We start from the raw sequence: 22737 nt of genomic DNA on the forward strand, positions 1-22737 counted from the left end.
TCTCGGAAAGTTTGGCTCGTGGAAGACAATTTTGACGTCATCGTCATTGGTGGTGGACACGCCGGCTGTGAAGCCGCAGCGGCCTCAGCACGCTATGGCGCGCGCACGGCGCTGATAACACACAAGGCCGATACAATCGGTGTTATGTCCTGCAACCCCGCCATAGGCGGTCTTGGCAAAGGTCACCTCGTCCGGGAGATTGATGCGCTCGATGGCCTGATGGGCCGCGTTGCCGATGCCGCTGGTATTCAGTTCCGACTTCTCAACCGGCGCAAAGGCCCTGCTGTGCGCGGCCCGCGCACCCAGGCGGACCGGAAGCTCTATAGGCTGGCGATGCAGGCGGCGATTGCGGAACAGGAGAACCTGACGGTCGTTGAAGGTGGCGCCAACGATCTGGTTATTCACGACGGAAAGGTTGCAGGCGTTCAATTGATGGATGGCCGCGTTTTCTCCTGTGGTGCTGTAGTCCTGACGACGGGAACATTTCTTCGCGGCTTGATCCATATCGGTGAAAAGAAGATACCAGCAGGGCGAATGGGCGAGGCCCCTGCCCTTGGTTTGTCGGGTACCCTGACGAGACATGCATTCGCTTTGGGTCGGTTGAAGACAGGCACGCCGCCGCGGCTGGATGGCCGCACGATCGATTGGTCAGGGCTTGACGTTCAATCTGCGGACGAGGACCCGCTGCCGTTTTCACTGATGACGGATGTCATCACCAACCCGCAGATCGACTGCGGGATCACGCGCACGACACCGGAATCGCATGCCATCATCCGCGCGAATCTGCATCGCTCCGCGATGTACTCCGGATCGATTGAAGGCATTGGCCCGCGCTATTGTCCGTCTGTGGAAGACAAGATCGTCAAATTTGGTGACCGGGATGGCCATCAGATATTCCTGGAGCCCGAGGGTTTGGATGATCAAACGGTCTATCCCAATGGAATATCAACATCCCTGCCCGAGGACGTGCAGCTGGAAATACTCAAGTCCATACCGGGTCTCGAGCGCGCAACTATGCTGCAGCCGGGTTACGCCATTGAGTATGACTATATTGATCCGCGCGAGTTGGATCGAAGCCTGCAGGCGCGTCGCATCGGCGGCCTGTTTCTCGCGGGGCAGATCAATGGAACAACGGGATATGAGGAAGCGGCGGCACAGGGTTTGCTGGCGGGACTGAATGCGGCGCGGCTATCCGGCGGCGGCGAGCCCATGATCATTCATCGGACCGAAGCCTATATCGGGGTGATGATCGATGATTTGACATCGCGCGGCGTGAGCGAGCCCTATCGCATGTTTACGTCGCGTGCGGAATTTCGGCTTTCCCTACGGGCCGACAACGCCGACGAACGTCTGACGCCCATGGCGGACCGATTGGGGATACTGGGTTCGGATCGACGGGATCGCTTCGCGGCACGGACGGATCAATTGGATGCGGCGCGTCACCTGGCAAAGCGCTTGACCATCACACCAAATGCGGCAGCGGCCGTGAATCTGCATCTCAATCAGGATGGCGTTCGCCGTTCGGCGTACGAACTGCTTGCCTTTCCTGAGATAGACCTGGCGCGTTTGCGGCTGATCTGGCCGGAACTGGCTGACATTAACGGTCGTGTGGCGGAGGCTCTGGAGATCGAAGCGCAGTACGCGGTTTATCTCGAACGCCAGAAGGCTGACGTTGCCGCGATGGAACGCGAAGAAGCGCTGCTCATACCGCAGGGCATTGATTTTTCGGTGGTTTCCGGCCTGTCCAATGAGCTGAAGCAGAAGCTGAAGCAGCGCCAGCCGCGTTCGATTGCGGAAGCCCAGCGTATCGATGGCATGACGCCGGCTGCACTTGCCCTCATTATCACCCAAATTCGTCGCAACACTGTCGCAAGAGACGTGGCGTGAGCGATTGGCGGGAGAAGAAGCTGCGTGGGGTTATCCCCAATGTTTCACGTGAAACAGTCAAGGACCTTATTGACTTCGAAGATCTGTTTCGAAAGTGGTCAAAGGCGATCAATCTCGCCTCCCCTGCCACGCTGGATGAGTTGTGGGAACGGCACATTATCGACAGCGCACAGCTCCGCCCGCTTATGCCTGAGGCCAAGCGCTGGCTTGATCTCGGTTCAGGCGGCGGTTTTCCGGGTGTTGTTCTCGCTATTCTCCTGAAGGAAACGGAGGGTGCGGCGATTGATCTTGTCGAGAGCAATGGCAAGAAGGCTGCGTTTTTGCGCACCGCTCTGGGCCAGTTTCACACTCCTGGAACGGTGCATCCAGTTCGGATTGATGCGGTTTGGTCGAAAATCGCCGCACCTGATGTTGTTACGGCCCGTGCACTTGCGCCGTTGAAGGAACTTTTTGCGCTGACAGAGCCCTGGCTGACGAACGGCGCAACGGCACTTTTTCAAAAAGGTCGGGATTATCGCCGCGAGATCGAGGAAAGCCGTGACGGCTGGTCATTTGATCTGGTACAACATGCCAGTGTGGTCGATGTTGAGTCGGTGGTGTTGCAGATCAGCAATGTGCGGCGCAACCAAGCGGCGAAATAGGCCATTTTTCATTTTATCGCCGATAGTAATGGTTTGCTCGGGAAAACAGTGATGAACAGTCAGACTCGTATCATTACCATAGCCAATCAGAAGGGCGGCGTGGGGAAGACCACAACTGCCATCAACCTGGCTACGGCGCTTGCGGCCATTGGCGAGAATGTCCTGATTGTCGATCTTGATCCTCAGGGCAATGCCAGCACCGGGCTGGGCATCGATCGCAAGAATCGCGAATTGTCGTCCTATGATGTTCTGATGCAAACCGCTTCCGTGGATGAGGCCGCCATTGCGACAGCCGTTCCCAACCTGTCGCTGATTCCGTCAACGCTCGACCTTCTGGGGGTTGAGATGGAGATTGCCGGTTCTGCCGACCGTGCCACGCGTTTGCGCAAGGCATTTCGTGGCGATAATGCAGTATCGCCTTTTACCTATATTCTGATCGATTGCCCGCCATCGCTCAATCTCCTGACCATGAATGCCATGGCAGCGGCCGATTCAGTGCTTGTGCCATTACAATGTGAGTTTTTCGCATTGGAAGGATTGAGTCAGCTGCTCGAAACCGTCAACCAGGTACGGACAGCGCTTAATCCGGCCCTGAACATTCAGGGTATTGTACTGACCATGTTTGACGGCCGAAACAATCTGGCAACACAGGTTGTTGACGATGTCCGTTCGTTTATGGGCGACAAAGTCTACCGCACGGTCATTCCGCGCAACGTACGTGTCTCGGAAGCACCCTCCTACGGTACCCCTGCCATTCTGTACGACCTGAAGTGTGCGGGCAGCCAGGCTTATCTGCAGCTGGCGTCGGAAGTTATTCAAAGGGAGCGACACTTGCGTGCTGCTTGATCGATTCGAATACGAAACATTTATGAGAGCCTATGACAATGAATGAAGATCCGTCAAAAAAGCGCCTCGGTCGAGGTCTTGCTGCGCTCATTGGAGAGATGGACCGTCTGCCGGAAGAAAATGTTCCTCCGCGCATCGCCACTTTGGATCGTCAGGTTCCCATTGAATTTGTCACGCGCAATCCGCGCAATCCCCGGCGTTTGTTCACGGAAGCCGATCTGGAGGATTTGACCCAGTCAATCCGCGAACACGGCATTGTTCAGCCTGTCGTGGTTCGACCCGTCAAGGATTCCGCGGATCGCTATGAGCTGATCGCCGGCGAGCGGCGCTGGCGTGCGGCGCAACGTGCCGGTCTGACCACTGTTCCCGTGATCATTCGCGAAGTCGATGACCGGGTCGCGCTTGAGCTGGCGATCATCGAGAATGTTCAGCGCGCCGATCTCAATCCGATTGAAGAAGGCATGGGCTATCAGCAACTGATTGATGATCATGACTATACGCAGGCGGACTTGGCCCAGGTTATCGGCAAGAGCCGAAGCCACGTGGCCAATACATTGCGGTTGCTGAAACTGCCGGAAACGGTTCGCGACCACATCACGAATGGCGCTCTGTCGGCTGGACATGCACGTACGCTGATCACCGCGGAACATCCGGATGTCCTGGCCGAGCGGATCATTCGCGACGGCCTATCTGTTCGTCAAGCGGAAGCACTGGCTCAAGGCGGCGGCAAACCGGCTGCTCCGAAAGTCAAGGCGGACAATGATGAAAACAAGGACGCGGATACGCGGGCACTGGAAAAACTGCTGTCGGACGTGACTGGCATGCGTGTAACGGTCAATCATCAGGCCAAGGGCGGAGACGTGCGTATTCATTACGCAACGCTGGAGCAGCTGGATGAGATCTGTCGCCGCCTGCAAAGCTAAGTTGCAAGCGATAAACCGTTTTAATTCAAATGGTTAGCATGCTCTTGGGTCTTGCAAGGGCGGCAGGGATGCACGTTACCTAACGGCCGCTCCGCCCTGCCCGGGCGGCTTCTGCAGCCAGAGCGATCAGTGACTGACGAATGATTGGTATGGAAAGTGTCGCGTTGCGGCGGCTTTCCAGCACCGTTTTCTGCAACCGTTCGATGGCGCGGGCGCAGCTTTGTGTTGTCCAACGCTGCAATGCCGTTTCCACCAGCCGTCGCCGTGAGAAAAACACCGGCGGACGCGCGGATGCCACAGCCGATCCGGCATTCTTGCCCTCGTTTTCCATGCCGTAACGCAGGCTTTGCAATGTCTGGAACTGGCGTATTGCGGAACTCAGGATCAGAAAGCTCGAAGACCCGGAACCGATAACCCGATCGAATGCATGGGTAAAATCCGTCAGATTGCCCGTCATCATGGCATCGACAATTGTCTCGTAGGACGTGGCGCTGACATCGCCGATGATATCGCGGACATCCTCAATGGTTACCCGTTCGCGGCCGTGGGCATAAAGACAGATTTTCTCAAGCTCGGCGCGCGTGGCCAGCCGATCTCCCCCAAGGCTTTCTTTCAGCAGATTGCGGGCATCCAGCGTGATCTGCAGCTTGTTGCGGGCAAGCATGTCATCAATGGTTGCGTCTATGCCCTTGGCATCATCGCTGTAGCAAGGCAAAGCCATGGCGCTTGCGCTCTGCTCGACAATGCCGCGCAGACCTGCACCCTTCTTGAGGTCGCCCGCCTCGATCAGGATGAATGTGTAGACGGGCGGTGATTTGGTCAGATGCGTTACGGCATCGGCCAATCCCTTCTGTCCGGCTGCGTTACGGACCCAGATCAGGCGCTCGCCGCCAAACATGGAAATGGTGTTGGCCTCGTCGGACAGCCGCCCCGGCTCTGCCTGAACATCATCGGCATCGAGGCGGATGACGGCAAAGGGATCGTCCTGGGCGAGTCCGGTCAGCTTGATAAAGACGCCGGCCCGTTCGCTCACCAGCCCCTTGTCGGGGCCGTAGAGCAGTACGATCGGATAAGCCCTGTCGAGCCTCTTCAGGAAGGAATCAACCTCGTGTGCTTTCTTCTGTGCCATGTCGAAGGGTTTAGCGCATTGAACGCGGATTGCAATTGCGGGCCCTTTACCGGCTGACACAATCACCCATCAAGGAGACCGCATCGTTGCCAGCCGCAGTGAATATCGGGCAATCAAAGGTTTTTGACGACAATAGCGCAGTCAGGCTGAAAAGCAAAAAGGCCCGGTAAAAACCGGGCCTTTTGAACTTCGAACAACTGGAGCGGGAGAAGGGATTCGAACCCTCGACCCCAACCTTGGCAAGGGAGAAATTGAGCCGTTTAATGTGTTCGTAAGAGTGGACAGCAACGTACTCGGTTCCTTGCTACACCGGAATTCCAATAAACAGGATTTTGAATTCCCGTAGTGATTGGATACGCCATCGTAATAGTGGAGACCCGGATCAATGCGGCAGACCGTAACCGAGAAGTAACCAGCATATTTAAACGCTGGTTAGTAAGTGGAATTTTCTAGGCTTAGAGTGAACTCGTGCGGTAGAAAACATCGGAGAGTAGTCGGGGAAGTTGACTCGTGTTTGAAGGCAAATGTGTCCAATGAGTATCATGCAACAGTCTAGTAAGGCACAAGACAGAACGTTGGGCGTTTGGTTTCATCATATTCAGCACGGTATGGTGAAGCTTCCACGTTTTCAACGCTTCGAAGCGTGGGATCGTGGCCGAATAACAAGCTTCTTAAACACGGTTATCAACAATCTGCCCGTCGGCGTCACGCTTGCCTTGGAGGTGGCTGGAGTTGAAAAATTTGACTCAAGGTATATCGCGACTTCGAATCCTCCTCAATCCAGCGTGGTTTCACAACATTTACTTGATGGCCAACAAAGGTTAACGGCTTTTTGGCGATCGTTACACAATAACTACGAATGGGAAACGTACTTTATTTATATTCCTAGCTTTGATCTAGATGAAAACAAGGTGGGGGAAGTTGAGATTGAAGTACGTTGTATTCCGCGCTGGCTAAACCGATCGAAGCTTAGGATGCCTCGCTGGGCAGATGACGAAACACAGTGTCTCAAGAGAGGTCTGATTCCCCTTTCGTTACTGCGCCCCGGTGAAATATCTAGCGAGATCGACACGTGGTTAAACCGAGCAACAAAGTTATTGGAGCCACTTGATGACGACCCAAATGCACTAGCCAAATACAAAGCTTACACAGCGTTACGTGACGGCATTAAGAGCGAGATTGTCACGCTTCGTGAACGGGTTACACATTTTAATCTTCCTTATCTCTCTCTCCCAGCGGAAACGGGTAAAGATATCGCGTTACAAGTATTTATAAATATGAACACCAACAGTAAACCGTTGTCACTATACGATATTATTGTCGCTGAAGTAGAAAGCGTCGCTGAGAAATCGCTTCATTCGCTTGAATCCGCTCTCAAGGATAACTGTCCCGACGTCTCCCGTTTTGGAAATCTTTCGGACTTAATTTTATCCACGTCTGCTCTTCTCCAAGACAAAATCCCCAGTACCCGCGGAATGATTGAGATGGATAAGGGGCAACTTTTAACAAATTGGCCAAAGCTAGAGCGAGGCTTACAGCGAATGGTCGCATTCCTAGAAGAGCAGGGCGTCTTCGACCAAGCAAGACTACCGACAAATGCCGTTCTTGCGGTGACCGCTGCTGCGTATGAATTCATTCCTGAAAACGGTGACTATCTGGCGAAAGCCGAAAAGCTACTCCGCAGTTATTTATGGTCGTCCTTCTTTACAGACAGATACGAAAACAGTGCCACCTCAAGAGCATTTGCCGATTTCAGAGCGCTGAAATTGCTGCTTAAGACGCCAAATTTCCTAGAAAATCAAAAAGACAGTGTCCCCGCTCTAGATCGCAAGAACCATCCTCTCGCTGATGTTGATTCTCTAATAGTGGCTGGGTGGCCGAAAGGTGCCGGTATCGAGGCCAGAGGCATCCTTGCCGTGACAACCTATCTTGGAGCTATGGACTTCGCTGATCATAAGAAAGCAACATATGAGAGCATCCAAAAACGTGAGTATCATCATATTTTTCCTGATGCCCTGCTTTCAGAAGTTGGCATTCAAAGCAACTTTGCATTGAACTGTGCTTTGATCACATGGAAGACAAATAGGATTATAGGCAGAAAAGACCCTCTTGATTATCTTCAAGAGCGAATAGACTTGGCGGATGAGGGTGTCGTTAGGGAGCGATTGGCATCCCACCTTATCCCTTTTGAATTGCTAAGCGAAGCACATTACGAAAACCTTGTTGGCCCAGATTTGAAAGCTAAGCTTTCTATTGATTTTAACAGATTTTTGCGCTCTAGAGCCGAATTGGTGGTGAAAGCCATTTCATATCTCGCTGAAGGCAAAAACGTGTCTCTGGAGGTTATTTGGGGGTGAACCGTTGAAGCTACATTTGCTTCTAGCGCCGGTTTCCACGGGCCGGGAGACTTTACCGCAAGACACTATATTGATTCGATAGCCTTTTTTCGTTTATTTTTTTTGTCAAGGTCGTTCCAATGCCACGCCTAGTGATGCATTGTGGAACATAAATTTGTTGGCAGAAATACGGAATTGGGAGATTTTAAGTTGGGTTCTACACCAAAACTCCAACCTTATGGGGCTCGAGGCACTTCAACCCCATGGTACAGAGGATGGGACCTAACCGAATCAGAGCGAGATCGATTTCGTCAGACATCCAGAATAGCAAAAGAAGCCAAAGCTCGCGCTTTGCGAGGCGACTGCGTATTGCCCAAACACCCAATTCCGGTAGCTCGCCTCGCTCCATTGGAACTTATGCCATTACTACCGTCAAATAACCTCCGCGCTTTGAGCTTGTTTAGTGGTTGTGGAGGATTGGATCTTGGATTTGAAAGAGCTGGTTACACTCATGTCGCTTCCTACGACATATTGAAGGAAACTTCAGAAGTCCTATCTGTAGCGCGCCCTAATTGGGAGGTTTTCAGCGGTGCTGCTGGTGACGTCACAAAAGTTGATTGGCGACCGTACAAGAACAAAGTTGATGTCTTGCACGGTGGCCCGCCCTGTCAACCATTTAGTCATGCAGGAAACCGCAAGGGTGCGGATGACGTTAGAGATATGGTACCCGAGTTCGTCCGGGCCGTACTTGCGATCGTTCCTAAAGCGTTTGTTATGGAGAATGTTTCGGGGCTGGCAACAAAGAAATTTGTTGATTATCTGGAAGCCGTTTTTTTCCAACCGCTCTCACTAAAATTCACAATTAAGACGTTCATATTGCAAGCTGAGGATTTTGGTGTTCCTCAGCGCCGAAAGCGAATATTTTTCGTGGGCTTCCACAAGGCTCGATATGCAGCAAAATTTGAAGCACCCCAGAAAACGCACTCTTGGAAGCAATCGTTTGGCACTAATCTCCCTAAAACAATGGGAACTAGAGAAGCGTTGGGGCTGCCCCAAATTGGCTACGATGACATTGCGCCTACTATCCGTAGCGGATGGACAGGACCGCGCCATACTACAAGTGTTGTAAACAGCGCCACAGCGATGAAGGATTGGAATAGTCTTCAAATTTGGCCAAACGGCGTTGCCGCGACGAGGGACGCAGCTGCAGCGTTTGTTGCCAAAGACGGACATTTTAGGCTTTCAGTTCCCGATTGCATGGTTTTGCAAGGATTTCCCGATGATTGGCCAATCAAGCCACCGGTATATAAGGCCTTAGGTTTAATTGGAAATTCTGTTGCTCCTCCGGTTGGATATGCGGTGGCCAAAGCCGTGCAAGATGCGTTGCTTTAAAGGGGTGCCTCTTTCAGGTGCAGCCAATTTCGAATTAGCTTTCTCAATGTCTCAGCATGCTCCTCTTTGATATCTGGCTGATTGTTAAAATAAGAAGCTTGGATATGTGGATTGTTAAGCGTAGATCCTCGCTCGATGACATACCTTACTCGATCTTTAAAAATTTCCAGCATTCTAGCTGGCGAGTATCCGTCCTTTAAATCCATCGCATCAAGATATTTCTTGGCAGTATATTGCTTTTTATGAAGCTTCTTCGCATCCTCTAAAGTGTAAAGTTCCTTTGCACCCACCACATGGTGAAGCGCTTCCAGGTTACAAAAACCGGAACAGATTTCTGCGATCCTAAAATCAGGTTCAATGTAAGACCAAATCTGCTCAATCCATGGTGACATGTCGTCTGGAGTTGCGTATTTGCAGTTAGCTAATTGGCCGGACTTATCGTAAAAAGCTATTATCCAATGCTTCCCCCGCCACTTCTCAATATGGTTGCGGCCTAGGTCCCTTACCGTACTTAATCCTCCCTTGGCAGTTGTAACGGACTTCAGCTCAAACTCGATAAGTTGCCCATCAAGATTTAGAATTGCGTCAGTACCATGACGAACCCGATCTGGTTCTTGCTTAAGGTTAAATCGTTGGATGATCTCTTTTTCTCTAATATCGTCCTGCGCTGCCATATTATTTTATAAGCCCCCAGTAAAACACCCAGAATGCATATCTCGAGTCTCCGGTAGGCGTCAAAACGAAAAATAGGCGCTCGTATCACTATCGACGATAATGCTAATGCTTTTGGTTATTAAAAATTAACGGCAATTGAATAGGCAACCGGATGATAGACCGCATTCGCCCCGAAATTCGCTCAAATAATATGTCGAAAATTCGCGCAAAGAATACTAAACCTGAACTAATCGTCAGGAAATTAGTCTATAAGCTTGGTTATCGTTATCGCGTAAATCTTGCGGAACTGCCGGGTAGTCCCGATCTAGTTTTTTCCCGAAAAAAGAAGATTATCTTCATACATGGGTGTTTTTGGCATAGGCATTTTGAATGCAAATACGCGCAAACTCCCATGAGCAATATTGAGTTTTGGGAAGCGAAATTCGACAGAAATGTAGCACGAGATATCGAGGTAGACCAGAAACTTACCCGCCTAGGTTGGGAGGTGTTGGTGATCTGGGAATGCGAGACCCGCCATCCAACAATATTAATACCAAGAATCACAGCCTTCTTAAGTTGAGATACTGTAATTGCCAGCCCTTACTCCATAAGTGCTAAGTGGTTGGACGGCATATTTATTCCACCCCGGTGTTTCTCCGGTTACCCGCACATTTCCGGCATACCAGTATGCTTCCCGTTCTCCGCCGTTTCCAATTTTCCTCGTTTGTGTGGCGGCGCTGGCTACACGTGCGTGGGCGCGTAAAACTACCGAATCAGACTAATCAAATGAGAGCGCTACTTTAAGAATACTGATTGATCGTGAGCTCAGTCTCGCCCACGCGTTCATTGGTGCCGCATCGTATCTATTTGAATTTACTTAATTTTTTAAATCGTTCAGTGGATAACTCGGGGCGATATCACAGATGTATTGACTCTACGCCACACACTCGGCCACAAATATAGTTGATTATGAATTAAGAAGCCGCCGCAGTTTGGCGACACACGACGGCTTCTAAAGTTCATATCTCGCAAAGATTGGATGTCGAGTGCGGGACATGGCAAATATTCTGCAAGAGTGTTTTGAATCAAAAACACGCCGTGGTCAAGCTCGACGTTCTCTTTATTACGGAGAGCCAAAATGGCTGAACGGAACTATCCTTCTTATTGGTTGTACAAAGACAACGCTGGCGAATGGCGTTGGAAATACGATGCGTCTAATGGGAAAACCATCGCTGTAAGTAGCGAGAGCTACAAACGACGGGTCGATTGCGAACGTGGTATCGAAATAATGAAAGCCTCCCTTTCTAGTCCGGTTTGGTATCCAGCCAGTCTAGAAAACGCTGCATAAACCACTTGGAAGCCCGCTTTACAGCGGGCTTCTTTCTTTGCGTCTACGGCCGCGCTTTTCTTCACGAAGCGGACTTTCCACCATCAGTAGTGTTTTTGTTAACGAGAGACACTAGCCGTTGCATTGCATAAAAAACTGTGGCATCCAAAACGGGTGAAAGATCACGGGGAGTCTTTGCGTCGGAGAATACTAGATAATCTCCACTGACGCTCTGCATCGCGATGGAATTCTATCGTAGATGTTCAGCTCACAATACCGGGCAGTTTTCTAGTGCCGCACATAAAGACCCCAATGTTACTCATTCGGGCTGACTTCACGCTTCAAACCCAAATCCAATTGGGGGCAGGCGTGCGTCGGTATTCCCGTATTCACTGTCTGCCCTCGCAACAGGAAGTCAGTGATGAACATTTATCAAATTCCAAATGCACTACACACTAACGGCACGTATCCTGAAAAGTTGCTTACGCTCCAAGAGGCCGCAGAAATACTTGGCTGCCACTACTGGCAGCTGCAAAGGGCTGTAGGGCGGGGTGAGGTACCGAGTTATCGACCGTTCAATAAGCGCCGATTGGTGAAAATCTCAGAAGTCGTCGCCTTTATCGAGACCTCTCGCGAGGGCGGTGACAAATGAGTGACGAAAATGATTACTGGGTGGAGATGGAAAATGCCGACAACACCGGCGAAGCCGTTTCATTCTTAGAACGCATGTATCCAAATGGCCCTTGGCACCTTGTTGCTATCACTTACGATGGGAAGGTTGAGGCCTCTTCCTTTGTTTGCAATGAAGCGGGCGAAATGGCCGATTGGATCAATGTTCGCCAAGATGAGGAGAACGTGTATTTCCACGTTAATGGCCTACATTCTCAAGCCCGGAACAAAAAGGCCAGCAAGAATGATGTAAAGGAAGCGTTTTTCCTTCACGTTGATATTGACGATCTCAGGGGATTGGAGCGTTTGCAATCTTTCGCCGCTACGCCAACGGTAATCGTATTTTCAGGTGGTGGTTATCATGCTTACTGGAGACTCGCCAATCCGGCTACAGAATTGGAGCGAGTTGAACACATCAATCGCTCTATAGCGCGGCAAGTCGGCGGCGATAACTGTTACAACATTGATCGCATTATGCGCTTGCCTGGAACTGTCAATATACCCAATGCCAAAAAAGCTGCTGCTGGTCGAAAAGCTACGTTGGCCAAAGTAGTTAGTGCTGATTGGAAACTCAGCTATTCTCTTGATGATTTTCCAATCGGCAATGATCCGGAACCAGCAGGCCCCAAAGGGGCAATAGGTAACGCTGCCGTGATCAATCTGATCTCGATAGACGCAATCGGTATCGTTATTTCTAAGACAACGCGCGGTCTTATCGAAACAGGTGATGATATTGATCACCCCCGGTCCAGCAATACACCTCGCTATCGCTCTCGGAGTGAGGGTGTGTTTCGAGTGGCGTGTGATCTTGCGCGGCATGGCCTCGGCGAGGAAGCGATTGCCGGAATACTGATCAATCCGGCTTACGGGATTTCAGCATCGATACTGGAGAAAAAGAATCCCAAAGCCTACGCGCTGAAGCAAGCAAGGGCAGCCAAGGCAGCAAGTGGCAGCGGTTGGCCGGATGCAGATAAGTCGGGGAAGCCACAATCGACAATGCGCAACACTATTGTTGCACTACAGCGATTGGAATTGGCGTTTGCGCATGATCTGTTCCGGCAGCGAAAGATAATCAATGGAACCCAGTTGGAAGAGCACGCTGGCGAGATCAGTGACGATGCATGCAGTAGGCTTCGGGGAATAGTAATTGACCAGTTTGATTTTGATCCTCGGGCGGAGAATGTCCGCGACGCTGTAACCCAGCTTTGCCTTGAGAATTCCCTACATCCGATCAGGCAGATGTTGGACGATTTGGTCTGGGACGGCACCCCGCGCTTGGATCATTGGCTGGCGACGTATCTGGCAGCGGAGGACACGGAGCTCAATTTGGCCATCGGAGTGACAATGCTGATTGCCGCAGTCAGACGAGTGCGGGAACCCGGCGCAAAATATGACACGATCCCAATTCTTGAGGGTAAGCAAGGAACGGGTAAATCCACTGCATTGCATATTCTCGCCGGTGACGGCTTCCATTCCGACAATGAAATACTAACCCTTGATACTAAAGCCCAAATGGAAGCCATGGAAGGTGTTTGGATCTACGAACTGAGCGAAATATCGGGTCTTAGAAAAGCAGAAATTGAACGAACCAAGGCGTTTGCTTCACGGCAGATTGACCGTGCCCGAATGTCCTACGGAAGGTTCTCTGAAAGCAGAGGCCGCCAGACAATTTTCGTTGGAACCACAAACGACGAAAAGTATTTGCGCGACACAACCGGCAATCGTCGCTTTCTTCCCATCAAAACGGGCCAAATTAATCTTGGAGCGCTCGCCCTTGATCGAGACCAGCTTTGGGCAGAAGCAGCGCATAGGGAAGCGCTGGGCGAGAGCATAACTCTGCCACCCGAACTCTGGGGTGCTGCTGCAGCCGAGCAGGTAGAGCGTTTGGAAGACGACCCATGGCTTGAAAAACTCGCCAGTATTCGAGGCAGAGCCTTTGACGACGAAGTCAGAGCCTTCACGCACGAACTGTTGGGTATAACTCTCAACATTGAACTGGATCGCCAAAATAATGGCCATACCAAGCGGCTCTCGGGGTTAATGCGTTCCCTCGGATGGGAGCCGGGTAAGTTCAAGATGTCGGGGAAAACGTTGCGTGGCTTCCGGCGGATGAAAGCTGACGACCACGTGGACGATCCTGATTTCTCTGGGGAGAACAGAAAGTTCTAGCGGGTGGCGGTGGCAGCGGTGGCGTGTCCTATAGGAGCTCCGGGAGTGCAGCATACTGCGGTGGTAAAAGCCTCTACATGTGTAGCAGTGGTCGCAGCCGGGCCACGCGCCGGTGCGTGCCACCGCCGCCACTGCCACCAGCTGCGATTTCAACCCAAGTAAGGTCTGAATTCGGATTGCTTTCGAGCCCGTTTGGACGGGGTCTTGAATAGTTCCAAATACTTGCGGTTACGCGGCTGGTTACAGCGCGACCTCTCATAGCTCATTCCGATAAATTGTGCGCGAATTTTCGCAGTGTTTTTTGGTTGTGATTTCAACCAACGGAGAATGTGATGAATACCAAAATCAATGTGACCAAACGAATGCGCAAGCGCACTCTGCAGGATGGCAGCGTGGTTCTGCAGCTTCGTTATGTGGTTAATTATAGATGCCCTAAGACTGATCAGCGCAAACAGGAATTCTTCGAACGGCAGAAGGATGCGCAGGCAAGGCAAAGTACCCTTATTGTGTCCATGAGCGCTGGGTCATATGTCAGCGAACGGACGGTGCCAACTGTAAACGAAGCATGTGATCATTGGCTTGCCGACCGGAAGCGCAATGTAAAGGCAAGTACCCATACGGGGTATTCAATTGTCGTTGCTCATATCAAGGGGCCATACCTCGTGGGGACGCAAAGGCAGAAAGCAGAATACACTGCGACCGATGTAAAGCCCAAGGGAACGCACCTACTACCCATGCTCGGCAAAACTAAGCTTAACGAGCTTACCACCGCAGATATTCGAGCGTGGCACAGACAACTCCTTGAGCATTCCGGAACGTACACGGCGAACCGTGCAAAATCCCACTTGAAAGCTATTCTTGCCTTGGCGGAGGAGGATTTTGGCGTCCGCGCTCCTTCTATGCCGACGGGCTTGGGTCGCGGCAAGGCGAAGCTGAAAAAGTCCATCCTGACCACAGAGGACATCGCCAAGCTGGTTGAAGCGGCAAAACACGATAAGGATCGTGGAATCTACTGCGTGTTTCCGTTTCTCGTAGGGACGCGTCCAAGCGAGCAGTTCGGGCTCCTTTGGGAGGACGTAGATTTCGACGCAAACGTCATTCACATTCGGCGCATGCAGGAGCGCGATGGCACGCTTTCTGATATGACTAAAACTGAGGCCGGAACCCGTGATATCCCGATGGGGAAGACACTGCGAGGAATGCTTCTGGAGTGGCGGGCAAGGTGTCCGCGCAAAGATGGGAAGCTGTACCGTGTCTTTCCGGGGCCAGGTCGGCTACAAGCGTGGCCAAAGCTGCGTATCGGTGGCGGCGGTCCGCTCGTCTATCAGAATTTTCGCAAGCGTTATTGGGTTCCTTTCTTCACCGAACTGGGTCTGCCTTATGTAACGCCACATAGTGCCCGGCATTCATTTATCTCAACGATGCAGGCGCAAGGCATTGAGATTGGGCTGGTTGCCCGCCTCGCCGGACATGCCAATGCAACGGTTACCCTCGGGCATTACACCCAAGCTGTTCGGGGCGGAGAGGTGGCAATTAACGCACTGGAACGGGCTTACGGCAGCGCTAGCTAGCCTGCCGGTGGTACCGCCCTGCCACGCCGTGGCATCACGGAAGCTCACTGTACCGCTGGCCGCGCTAGTTGCGCGGCTACGGCGGCGGCGTGCACGGGAGTGCCACTTCCGGCCAGCTGTGGCAAAAGATTATGTGGGTGTTCTTTTATGCAACTTCGACAAGACAATAATCTCGACAACTGTGTGCCGTATTGTCTCGTAGATCCCGTGCTCAGCCAGCATCATTTCAAGATCATCGCCGCTCATTTGAGCAAGGTGTAACGCCTCGGTGAGATCGGCAATGCGTGTTTGCTTTGTGACGACGTCTGTTATGAGAAACTGTTGCATTTCACTATCCCGATTGCTCGAATTTAGTAAAACACAGCGAATATAGTGAGCGCAATTATCTGAGTAATATCAATGACTTGCGTCATGGCTATCGAATTAGATCTGGGCGGGAAGTGTTAAAACCCTCCCCCTATTAATTTAGGGGCAGACTTAGGCTGGGACCCAATGACGCCTGTGATCAGTTAGAAAATGAATACGCAGTACGCCGCAGGTTAATTTGAAGTCGGCTTCTTGCCGGAAATAGCCCATAGTTTGTCGTCAATTTCGCTTAGCCATACGAGTGCAATTGTGGATGCAATCAGCAGGGCTGTGGCGATTGACGTATACTGAATCGCAGTAGCGACGATGATTATACAGATGGCGCCGACATACTGCCGAAACCAATGCCGCTTGGGTGCTTGTGTTTCTTGCTTTGGCTTTGGTACCAATGACTTTGTGACACCAATTCCATGGCAAATGAGCCCGACATTTTCACCTTGTGTAATGAACAGGTTTGGTAAGCTTTGTTCCGCAATGACACCATTTTTTACAACGTTTTGTAGGCGATCCAGTTTAAAGTCGGCAATGATGGTTTCATTAGGTGTGGAGGAATTCAAAATTTGGTCAAAGAGATCATCAGGCAAGAAAATATTTGCTGGATAGCTTTTGACTTTATCGCGAAGCGGCTCCATCCATATCCGGCTTGAGCTAACAATGAATTCGTGAATGTCCCTAGTTTGCCTATCATCTTTACCATGGGGGAAGCTCAAGGGATCTGATGCGCGATAAAAGTGAATCTGCAGGTGCGAACAATTATCCAACCTTTTGCCTGCAACGTCGATAATATCAATCAAATCCTCGAGCTCGCATGTCGCCAATAGCACTTCCGACTTCTGTATTTGATTTGGTGTGGGGGCTTCGACAACACCCATTACATCGCTCACATGATGATAAGCAGAGGACGTATATTGTATATTGGATAAGGTGCCGCGAACTCGCCAAAACCTCTCTCTAAAATCCTCGCTTATCATTTTGCCCCCTGCAGTCAATCAGCTCATGTTATAGTCAATGAGAACATGCCGTGAGAATTTTTGTCAATTATTTCAGTATGATGAGGCGATCAGAGGGCTTTTAAATACTCTCTCGAATCGACTCGTCTAGGCAGTATAATCAGAATACCCGATTTTGGGGTACTGTAAATTCGGGTTTCTAAAGAACGCTGGTTTTAAATCGGCGCTTCATCGTGACATCTATCCATTCTGATCTTTATAAAAAGATGATCGAGCTTCTCGTTGAGGCTCGAAAGGATGTCGGCGTGACCCAAGTTGAATTGGGAAAACGGCTCGGGTTGCGTCAAACCTTTATTTCAAAAGTTGAGCTTGGTGAGCGTCGCTTGGATGCCGCCGAGTTTATTGTTATGTGCAGAGCAGTACCGATCGATCCCTACTTACTTATGCGAAGAGCAGAAGGAAACTCCGACTAGAGGCGAACTGCGTTGAATGCGGTGTAGCGGCGAAACGCTGCGATTTTAAACTTGTTGGCGCAGAACTCTGTGTAACCGAGAAGTAACCGACGCCCCGAAAGGGTTTGCTCTTTTGCAGGATATGGAGAGCTCAAAAGCAAAAAGGCCCGGTAAAAACCGGGCCTTTTGAACTTCGGACAACTGGAGCGGGAGAAGGGATTCGAACCCTCGACCCCAACCTTGGCAAGGTTGTGCTCTACCCCTGAGCTACTCCCGCATGTGCCAGTTTGTCTTGCGAAGCGGGGCCTATATGACCCAAGGACAGACCAATTGCAACAGTGAATTTTTGACTTTGTGACGATATTCGAAAAAAAATTCAACGGGTGGATCGGCCCGGCAATGAAATGTCCGATTAAACCAAGGTGCGGCTGGGTTTTCGCTTGAGAGCGTGCAGTGAAGCGATTAGGACAACAAAAGCATATTTTCCGATTGCCGGTGCCGCGAGAGCCAGAATGCCCAAGACATACGCAGAACTGATGCAGAAATTCGATGATCTCGGAATCAAGGTGTCAACGATTCGGCATGCGCCGGTGTTTACGGTTGCCGAAGCGCAGGATTTGCGCGGGCAGGTTCCCGGGGCCCACACCAAAAACCTTTTCCTGAAGGACAAGAAGGACAAGTTCTTTCTCGTTACTGTGGATGAAGAGGCGCAGGTCGATCTTAAAACAATCCATACCAAGATTGGTGCATCTAGCCGCGTTTCATTCGGCAAACCGGAAAAGCTGATGGAGTATCTTGGGCTTGTTCCGGGTTCGGTCAGTGTGCTTGGCATTATCAACGACGAGGAGCATCAGGTGAAGGTCGTGCTTGATGAGGCTCTCATGCACAATGAGATCATCAATGCCCACCCGCTGAGCAACGATGCCACGACATCCATTCGACGAGACGATCTGTTACGGTTTCTCGCATCCACCGATCACGAGCCCCTGATCTTGAAAATTGATGAATCCAACCCAACCTGAGTGCAGGCTGTAAACCGGTCCAAGTGGATCTGGAAAACATGTAACCAGCGGATACGGGAGAATTTTGATGAGCAATACTGATAACCCGTTCGGTGGCGGCTACGGCAGTGCAGCTGCGACAACGACGGTATCCTATGGCGGCGCGGCTCCCGCGGCCGCCTCAACCGCGGCTGGCGCATTGATCAAGGATACCACCACGGCGGGATTTGCCGCGGATGTGATCGCCGAATCGAAGAGCCAACCGGTTCTGGTCGATTTCTGGGCCCCCTGGTGCGGGCCCTGCAAGCAATTGACACCGATCATTGAAAAGGTGGTCAATGCCGCCGGCGGGCGGGTAAAGCTGGTTAAAATGAATATTGACGAGCACCCTGCCATTGCTGGGCAGCTCGGTATTCAATCAATTCCGGCGGTGATTGCCTTTGCTGATGGCAAGCCGGTCGATGGTTTCATGGGCGCATTGCCGGAATCAAAGGTCAAGGAATTCATTGATCGCATTGCGTCACCGGATGGCGGCAGGGATGCGGCCATTCAATCGGCGCTGGATGCGGCTACCCAGGCTGCAGCAGCGGGAGATATGGAGCAGGCGGCCCAGATCTATTCGGCCGTTCTGGCGGAAGTGCCCGATCATGTGGCGGCGCTTGCCGGACTTGCCAATTGCCTGATCGATCTGGGTGATCTTGACCAGGCCAAGGCCGTTCTGGAGCAGGTTCCCGCGAACAAGAAAGACGATGCCAGTGTGCGTGCGGCGGAAGCAAAGGTTGCCCTGGCTGATCAAGCGGCCAAGCTGGGTGACCCTGTTGCGCTGGCAGCAAGACTTGCGGCGAATCCCAAGGATCATCAGGCGCGGTTCGACCTTGCCATGTTTCTGAATGCCACCGGACAGCGGGATGAGGCGGCCGATCATCTTCTCGCCATCATGAAGGCCGATCGTACCTGGAATGACGACGGAGCCCGCAAACAGCTGCTGCAGTTTTTCGACGCATGGGGTCCAGCTGATCAGGCTTCCCTGACCGCGCGCCGGAAACTATCTTCCCTGCTGTTTTCCTGAGTGAAATAGGGCACAATAGCGATCGATCCATGATGCTGCGGATCAATCACTGGAGCTGGTGATGCAAGCAGGCAATGTTCGTTATCGGACGCTGGACAATATTCCGGAAAGCGTGCCGATTTTCCCCCTTTCGGGAGCCCTGTTGCTTCCGGGTGGTCAGTTGCCGTTGAATATATTCGAACTGCGTTATCTGGCCATGGTGGACGCGGCTTTGAGTGGAAAACGCGTCATCGGCATGATTCAGCCACGCTTCGACGAGGGCGATACGGACGCGGATGAACTGTGTGAAGTGGGATGCCTTGGCCGCATCACATCGTTCGCCGAGACCGGTGACGGGCGCCTTCTCATCACATTGCAAGGCATTTGCCGCTTTCGGATTGTCAAAGAACTCTCCACCCGGACACCGTTCCGTCAGTGCAAGATTGCGCCGCTTCTGGCGGATCTGGATGAGGCAGACGACTCGGAAGTCGACCGGCCGGCGCTGCTGCGCGTCTTCCGGGATTATCTCGATGCCAACAACCTCGAAGCGGATTGGGATGGTATTTCCCGCGCGGGCAATGAAACGCTGGTCAATGCCCTCGCCATGATGTCGCCTTTCGGTGCCGCGGAAAAGCAGGCTTTGCTGGAGGCTGCCGATCTGAAGACGCGGGCCGAGACTTTGATCGCGATCACCGAAATCATGCTGGCGAAAGACCAGGATGGTTATGAGTCGAACCTGCAGTAATCCCCGAGGAAGCGAGCCATGATCGAACCAAAACGCGACCCTGCCATTGATCGCAAGCTGCTTGAGCTTCTGGTTTGCCCGCTGACCAAGGGGCCGCTTGTCTACGATCAGGAGAGATCCGAGCTGATCTCGAAGTCGGCTCATCTCGCCTATCCGATCCGGGACGGGATACCGATCATGCTGCCATCGGAAGCGCGAACCATCGAAGATTAGTTTATTTTTACTGCAATCATTGCCGAACCTGCCAAAATACGAGTCAGTTGAACAACTGATAATCGAAGGCGGTGCGATGGCCAGGCGGAACGACAAACGTGATATCCTTGTTGCCACGGCTGCCGGCTTGTTCTGGCGACGGGGCTTCACTGTGACAAGCCTTGCCCACATCGCGGCGGAATCGGGAATTCCGCTTGGAAACATCTATTATTATTTCAAGACAAAGGCCGACCTGGCGCGCGGCGTTGCCGATATTTTCGTTGCTGAAACCGAGGATATGCTGACGGCCATTGTCGAAGCGGATCAGGATCCGCGCAAGCGTCTGTTGCTGCTGATTGAAAAGCTGTCGCATTCGCTCAAAAGCCGTGTGGAGAATGGATGTCCGATCGCCTTGGGAATACGGGATTTCCGCCATGAATCGCCGGAAGCCGCCGAACGGGCGGCCGAAGTTTTCAGTCTCCTGATCGGATTCATTGGAAGAGAGCTGGGGCGAACCGGCATGCGCCCCTCTGCGGCACTTGGAACCGCCCGCAATGCCCTGGCCGAATGGCAGGGCGGCATCATGCTCGCGCATGGTCTCAAAGACGCGACAGTGCTTGCTGAAAGCTTCCGGCGCATGGAGCGGCTTCTGGTACCAATGCGGGGTTAGTCTGCATGCCACTCGCATCCTTGCTGCAAAGGCACTATATGAGGCCGGAAAGTGCTCCAGGAGTTTTAATGGCCAGAAGTAATCAAACCGCCGATTGGGGCAATCGCTTGTCACCAGCTTTGAGTGAGATCGAATCACTCGCGATAGAGGCTTATGCGCATCTGCCCGACGATTTTCGCAGTTTGTGCGGCGATATCACCATTCAGGTATCGGAATTCCCCGATGATCAGATTGTCGAGGACATGGGGCTGGAATCGCCGTTTGATTTGCTTGGATTGTTTGAAGGGCGGGGTATCGGAGAACGGTTCTCGCTTCAAACCGGGGAAAGACCCAATATCATCACGATTTATCGCCGCGCCGTGCTGGATTACTGGGCGGAGTATGAGGAGGCCTTGGGGGATATCGTTACCCATGTCCTCATCCATGAAATCGGCCATCACTTCGGCCTCTCGGACGAGGATATGGAGCGCATTGAGGCAAGCGTCGAATAGTCGGCCGACGGGACCCTGCCATCAGCCGGTTTGACCGGCCTATTCCTTTTGAGGACAGGCCGGCCTCGCGCGAAGACGCCATGGCGCGTACATCAGAGCAGCAATATCAAGCGCTCAAACGGCATCCTGTGTGGAATGCCGCTACCGGTCAGTAGTCGCCGAGCTTGATACCCGGCTCATAATCGACGCCATCGACATCCTTTACAACAGCCTGACCGCACTGCATCACCCCAGTAACGGTGTTGAATGCATAGGTGGGGGAACCATAGATATGCCAGCCCTTGTTGATGGCCGCCGTCACCTTGTGGCAGAAGCTGGCATCATCCGGTCCGGTCAAAAAGCGATATAGTTTCATGCTTTGTCTCCTGTTATTTGCGCTTTGGCCATGATCTTCTCCGCGTTGGCAAGATGCAGGCGTTCTATCATTCTTCCGTTCAGGGCAATTGCGCCCTTGTCAGCATTCTCCGGAAGGGAAAATGCCTCGATGATCGATCGGGCGGCGGCAAGCGCTGCCTTATCCGGTGAAAAGGCGTGATTTGCAGCACCAATCTGTGCGGGATGAATGAGCGTTTTGCCGTCAAAACCCATCCTTGCGCCCTGGTCGCATTCAAGCGTGAAACCCGCCGCATCGGCAAAGTCATTGTAGACGCCGTCGATCACATCCAGCTTTCCGGCTTTGGCACAAAGCACGATCTGCATCAGCCACGGGACGAGATGGGCGCGATTGCCATCCGTGCTCACACCGGTTTCCTTGGCGATATCGTTTGTCCCAACGACAAAGCAATCCAGACGCCCGGTGGATCGCAGACCCAGCTCGGCGATCTCGTCCGCATTGAGAATACCACGCGGTGACTCAATCATCGCCCACAGCCGAATGTTTTCGGATGCATCGGTTTCCTCAAGTATTTCAGTCACGCCAGTCACGTCCTGTGGTGTTTCCACCTTGGGGAGAAGGATGGCGTCAGGCTTGCAGGCGCGCGCGGCGAGAAGATCCTCGGCACCCCATTCGCTTGCAAGCGCATTGATGCGGATGATCCGTTCGGCCTTGTTTGCCGGATTGGCGCGAAAATAATTGCGCAATGCTTCGCGGGCATCGTCCTTGGCCTGCGGAGCGACGGCATCCTCCAAATCAAAAATGACCGCATCCGCGTCAAGGCTCGCAATCTTGGCAAGAGCCTTGGTATTCGAGGCGGGAACATAGAGAACCGAGCGGCGAGGGCGAAATGTTTTGCGCATGGCACTTTTTTGCATTGATCGACGGGCCAAGACAAGCGCAAT

The 22737-nt window shown here is 52.2% G+C and carries 24 protein-coding genes and 1 tRNA gene; 18 read left to right on the forward strand and 7 right to left on the reverse strand.

From position 1 onward, the window contains the following. Positions 1-18: 18 nt before the first annotated feature. From mnmG to AC1Q5O_RS12620, 4 genes are read left to right on the forward strand one after another with little or no spacing between them, the layout of a single operon-like run. Complete coding sequence (gene mnmG / locus AC1Q5O_RS12605) at positions 19-1887, forward strand: tRNA uridine-5-carboxymethylaminomethyl(34) synthesis enzyme MnmG (protein ID WP_492563410.1); 1869 nt, start codon at positions 19-21, stop codon at positions 1885-1887. Next, positions 1884-2528: a 16S rRNA (guanine(527)-N(7))-methyltransferase RsmG gene (rsmG, locus tag AC1Q5O_RS12610; protein ID WP_492563411.1), complete on the forward strand. Its 645-nt coding sequence runs from the start codon at positions 1884-1886 to the stop codon at positions 2526-2528. The genes mnmG and rsmG overlap by 4 nt, the downstream gene beginning before the upstream one ends. A gap of 51 nt (positions 2529-2579) precedes the next feature. Next, positions 2580-3374 (forward strand): ParA family protein, encoded by a 795-nt coding sequence (locus tag AC1Q5O_RS12615; protein ID WP_472462166.1) that lies wholly within the window; start codon positions 2580-2582, stop codon positions 3372-3374. 38 nt (positions 3375-3412) lie between these two features. Next, positions 3413-4297 (forward strand): ParB/RepB/Spo0J family partition protein, encoded by an 885-nt coding sequence (locus AC1Q5O_RS12620; RefSeq protein ID WP_346306704.1) that lies wholly within the window; start codon positions 3413-3415, stop codon positions 4295-4297. Between the two features lie 79 nt (positions 4298-4376). Here AC1Q5O_RS12620 and holA read toward each other — a convergent pair whose 3' ends face one another. Further along, complete coding sequence (gene holA, locus AC1Q5O_RS12625; RefSeq protein ID WP_492563413.1) at positions 4377-5426, reverse strand: DNA polymerase III subunit delta; 1050 nt, start codon at positions 5424-5426, stop codon at positions 4377-4379. Between the two features lie 533 nt (positions 5427-5959). Here holA and AC1Q5O_RS12630 point away from each other — a divergent pair. After that, the gene (locus tag AC1Q5O_RS12630; RefSeq protein WP_492563415.1) at positions 5960-7783 is read left to right on the forward strand and encodes a GmrSD restriction endonuclease domain-containing protein; all 1824 of its coding nucleotides are present in this window, start codon (positions 5960-5962) and stop codon (positions 7781-7783) included. Positions 7784-8179: 396 nt separating this feature from the next. Next, positions 8180-9154, forward strand: a complete 975-nt coding sequence (locus tag AC1Q5O_RS12635; RefSeq protein WP_492563936.1) for a DNA cytosine methyltransferase — start codon at positions 8180-8182, stop codon at positions 9152-9154. Here the strand turns inward: AC1Q5O_RS12635 and AC1Q5O_RS12640 are convergent. After that, a complete protein-coding gene (locus tag AC1Q5O_RS12640) occupies positions 9151-9828 on the reverse strand; it encodes a PDDEXK family nuclease (RefSeq protein ID WP_492563417.1) in 678 nt (225 codons plus the stop codon). The genes AC1Q5O_RS12635 and AC1Q5O_RS12640 overlap by 4 nt on opposite strands. 152 nt (positions 9829-9980) lie before the next feature. On the opposite strand from AC1Q5O_RS12640, the gene AC1Q5O_RS12645 reads away from it, so the two are divergent. From AC1Q5O_RS12645 to AC1Q5O_RS12665, 5 genes are all read left to right on the forward strand, one after another. Then, the gene (locus AC1Q5O_RS12645) at positions 9981-10388 is read left to right on the forward strand and encodes a very short patch repair endonuclease (RefSeq protein WP_492563418.1); all 408 of its coding nucleotides are present in this window, start codon (positions 9981-9983) and stop codon (positions 10386-10388) included. A gap of 558 nt (positions 10389-10946) precedes the next feature. Continuing rightward, on the forward strand, positions 10947-11156 hold the full coding sequence (locus AC1Q5O_RS12650) for a YegP family protein (protein ID WP_492563419.1): 210 nt from the start codon (positions 10947-10949) through the stop codon (positions 11154-11156). A 400-nt stretch (positions 11157-11556) separates the two neighbouring features. Beyond that, positions 11557-11787, forward strand: a complete 231-nt coding sequence (locus AC1Q5O_RS12655) for a helix-turn-helix domain-containing protein (RefSeq protein WP_492563420.1) — start codon at positions 11557-11559, stop codon at positions 11785-11787. Then, positions 11784-13973: a virulence-associated E family protein gene (locus tag AC1Q5O_RS12660; protein WP_492563422.1), complete on the forward strand. Its 2190-nt coding sequence runs from the start codon at positions 11784-11786 to the stop codon at positions 13971-13973. The genes AC1Q5O_RS12655 and AC1Q5O_RS12660 overlap by 4 nt, the downstream gene beginning before the upstream one ends. A 332-nt stretch (positions 13974-14305) precedes the next feature. Beyond that, positions 14306-15544, forward strand: coding sequence for a tyrosine-type recombinase/integrase (locus tag AC1Q5O_RS12665; RefSeq protein WP_492563424.1), 1239 nt, complete (start codon positions 14306-14308; stop codon positions 15542-15544). Positions 15545-15673: 129 nt separating this feature from the next. On the opposite strand, the gene AC1Q5O_RS12670 is transcribed toward AC1Q5O_RS12665, so the two are convergent. Both AC1Q5O_RS12670 and AC1Q5O_RS12675 read right to left on the reverse strand, forming a co-directional pair. After that, positions 15674-15871, reverse strand: a complete 198-nt coding sequence (locus tag AC1Q5O_RS12670; protein WP_492563426.1) for a hypothetical protein — start codon at positions 15869-15871, stop codon at positions 15674-15676. Positions 15872-16083: 212 nt separating this feature from the next. Next, entirely contained in the window at positions 16084-16782 is a 699-nt protein-coding gene (locus tag AC1Q5O_RS12675) for a DUF4395 domain-containing protein (protein ID WP_492563428.1), read from the reverse strand. A gap of 311 nt (positions 16783-17093) precedes the next feature. On the opposite strand from AC1Q5O_RS12675, the gene AC1Q5O_RS12680 reads away from it, so the two are divergent. Then, positions 17094-17333, forward strand: a complete 240-nt coding sequence (locus AC1Q5O_RS12680; protein WP_492563430.1) for a helix-turn-helix domain-containing protein — start codon at positions 17094-17096, stop codon at positions 17331-17333. 181 nt (positions 17334-17514) lie between these two features. On the opposite strand, the gene AC1Q5O_RS12685 is transcribed toward AC1Q5O_RS12680, so the two are convergent. After that, positions 17515-17589, reverse strand: a tRNA-Gly gene (locus tag AC1Q5O_RS12685). A gap of 235 nt (positions 17590-17824) precedes the next feature. Here AC1Q5O_RS12685 and AC1Q5O_RS12690 point away from each other — a divergent pair. From AC1Q5O_RS12690 to AC1Q5O_RS12715, 6 genes are all read left to right on the forward strand, one after another. Beyond that, complete coding sequence (locus AC1Q5O_RS12690) at positions 17825-18334, forward strand: prolyl-tRNA synthetase associated domain-containing protein (protein WP_223613938.1); 510 nt, start codon at positions 17825-17827, stop codon at positions 18332-18334. A gap of 67 nt (positions 18335-18401) precedes the next feature. After that, positions 18402-19382: a thioredoxin gene (gene trxA / locus AC1Q5O_RS12695; protein ID WP_492563432.1), complete on the forward strand. Its 981-nt coding sequence runs from the start codon at positions 18402-18404 to the stop codon at positions 19380-19382. A 61-nt stretch (positions 19383-19443) separates the two neighbouring features. Continuing rightward, positions 19444-20106 (forward strand): LON peptidase substrate-binding domain-containing protein, encoded by a 663-nt coding sequence (locus AC1Q5O_RS12700; RefSeq protein ID WP_223613936.1) that lies wholly within the window; start codon positions 19444-19446, stop codon positions 20104-20106. Positions 20107-20124: 18 nt separating this feature from the next. Beyond that, positions 20125-20319 carry a Trm112 family protein gene (locus AC1Q5O_RS12705; RefSeq protein WP_492563433.1) on the forward strand — a complete coding sequence of 65 codons (195 nt, stop codon included), beginning with the start codon at positions 20125-20127 and terminating at the stop codon, positions 20317-20319. A 76-nt stretch (positions 20320-20395) separates the two neighbouring features. Continuing rightward, the gene (locus AC1Q5O_RS12710; RefSeq protein WP_492563435.1) at positions 20396-20968 is read left to right on the forward strand and encodes a TetR/AcrR family transcriptional regulator; all 573 of its coding nucleotides are present in this window, start codon (positions 20396-20398) and stop codon (positions 20966-20968) included. A gap of 68 nt (positions 20969-21036) precedes the next feature. Next, entirely contained in the window at positions 21037-21459 is a 423-nt protein-coding gene (locus AC1Q5O_RS12715; protein ID WP_223614138.1) for a metallopeptidase family protein, read from the forward strand. 148 nt (positions 21460-21607) lie between these two features. Here AC1Q5O_RS12715 and AC1Q5O_RS12720 read toward each other — a convergent pair whose 3' ends face one another. Continuing rightward, complete coding sequence (locus AC1Q5O_RS12720; protein WP_105734156.1) at positions 21608-21814, reverse strand: DUF1737 domain-containing protein; 207 nt, start codon at positions 21812-21814, stop codon at positions 21608-21610. Continuing rightward, entirely contained in the window at positions 21811-22695 is an 885-nt protein-coding gene (locus AC1Q5O_RS12725; RefSeq protein ID WP_492563437.1) for an HpcH/HpaI aldolase/citrate lyase family protein, read from the reverse strand. The genes AC1Q5O_RS12720 and AC1Q5O_RS12725 overlap by 4 nt, the downstream gene beginning before the upstream one ends. Positions 22696-22737 lie beyond the last annotated feature (42 nt).

The sequence above is a fragment of the Phyllobacterium sp. MT110 genome (assembly GCF_058792715.1).

Coding starts and splice junctions, on each gene's coding strand:
- AC1Q5O_RS12640 (WP_492563417.1), bottom strand. CDS start 9,828: ATGGCAGCGCAGGACGATATTAGAGAAAAAGAGATCATCCAACGATTT.
- AC1Q5O_RS12720 (WP_105734156.1), bottom strand. CDS start 21,814: ATGAAACTATATCGCTTTTTGACCGGACCGGATGATGCCAGCTTCTGC.
- AC1Q5O_RS12705 (WP_492563433.1), top strand. CDS start 20,125: ATGATCGAACCAAAACGCGACCCTGCCATTGATCGCAAGCTGCTTGAG.
- AC1Q5O_RS12665 (WP_492563424.1), top strand. CDS start 14,306: ATGAATACCAAAATCAATGTGACCAAACGAATGCGCAAGCGCACTCTG.
- AC1Q5O_RS12660 (WP_492563422.1), top strand. CDS start 11,784: ATGAGTGACGAAAATGATTACTGGGTGGAGATGGAAAATGCCGACAAC.
- AC1Q5O_RS12630 (WP_492563415.1), top strand. CDS start 5,960: ATGAGTATCATGCAACAGTCTAGTAAGGCACAAGACAGAACGTTGGGC.
- AC1Q5O_RS12650 (WP_492563419.1), top strand. CDS start 10,947: ATGGCTGAACGGAACTATCCTTCTTATTGGTTGTACAAAGACAACGCT.
- AC1Q5O_RS12715 (WP_223614138.1), top strand. CDS start 21,037: ATGGCCAGAAGTAATCAAACCGCCGATTGGGGCAATCGCTTGTCACCA.
- AC1Q5O_RS12700 (WP_223613936.1), top strand. CDS start 19,444: ATGCAAGCAGGCAATGTTCGTTATCGGACGCTGGACAATATTCCGGAA.
- AC1Q5O_RS12675 (WP_492563428.1), bottom strand. CDS start 16,782: ATGGGTGTTGTCGAAGCCCCCACACCAAATCAAATACAGAAGTCGGAA.
- AC1Q5O_RS12620 (WP_346306704.1), top strand. CDS start 3,413: ATGAATGAAGATCCGTCAAAAAAGCGCCTCGGTCGAGGTCTTGCTGCG.
- AC1Q5O_RS12725 (WP_492563437.1), bottom strand. CDS start 22,695: ATGCGCAAAACATTTCGCCCTCGCCGCTCGGTTCTCTATGTTCCCGCC.
- AC1Q5O_RS12635 (WP_492563936.1), top strand. CDS start 8,180: ATGCCATTACTACCGTCAAATAACCTCCGCGCTTTGAGCTTGTTTAGT.
- holA (WP_492563413.1), bottom strand. CDS start 5,426: ATGGCACAGAAGAAAGCACACGAGGTTGATTCCTTCCTGAAGAGGCTC.
- AC1Q5O_RS12710 (WP_492563435.1), top strand. CDS start 20,396: ATGGCCAGGCGGAACGACAAACGTGATATCCTTGTTGCCACGGCTGCC.
- AC1Q5O_RS12615 (WP_472462166.1), top strand. CDS start 2,580: ATGAACAGTCAGACTCGTATCATTACCATAGCCAATCAGAAGGGCGGC.
- AC1Q5O_RS12670 (WP_492563426.1), bottom strand. CDS start 15,871: ATGCAACAGTTTCTCATAACAGACGTCGTCACAAAGCAAACACGCATT.
- trxA (WP_492563432.1), top strand. CDS start 18,402: ATGAGCAATACTGATAACCCGTTCGGTGGCGGCTACGGCAGTGCAGCT.
- AC1Q5O_RS12645 (WP_492563418.1), top strand. CDS start 9,981: ATGATAGACCGCATTCGCCCCGAAATTCGCTCAAATAATATGTCGAAA.
- AC1Q5O_RS12655 (WP_492563420.1), top strand. CDS start 11,557: ATGAACATTTATCAAATTCCAAATGCACTACACACTAACGGCACGTAT.
- AC1Q5O_RS12690 (WP_223613938.1), top strand. CDS start 17,825: ATGCCCAAGACATACGCAGAACTGATGCAGAAATTCGATGATCTCGGA.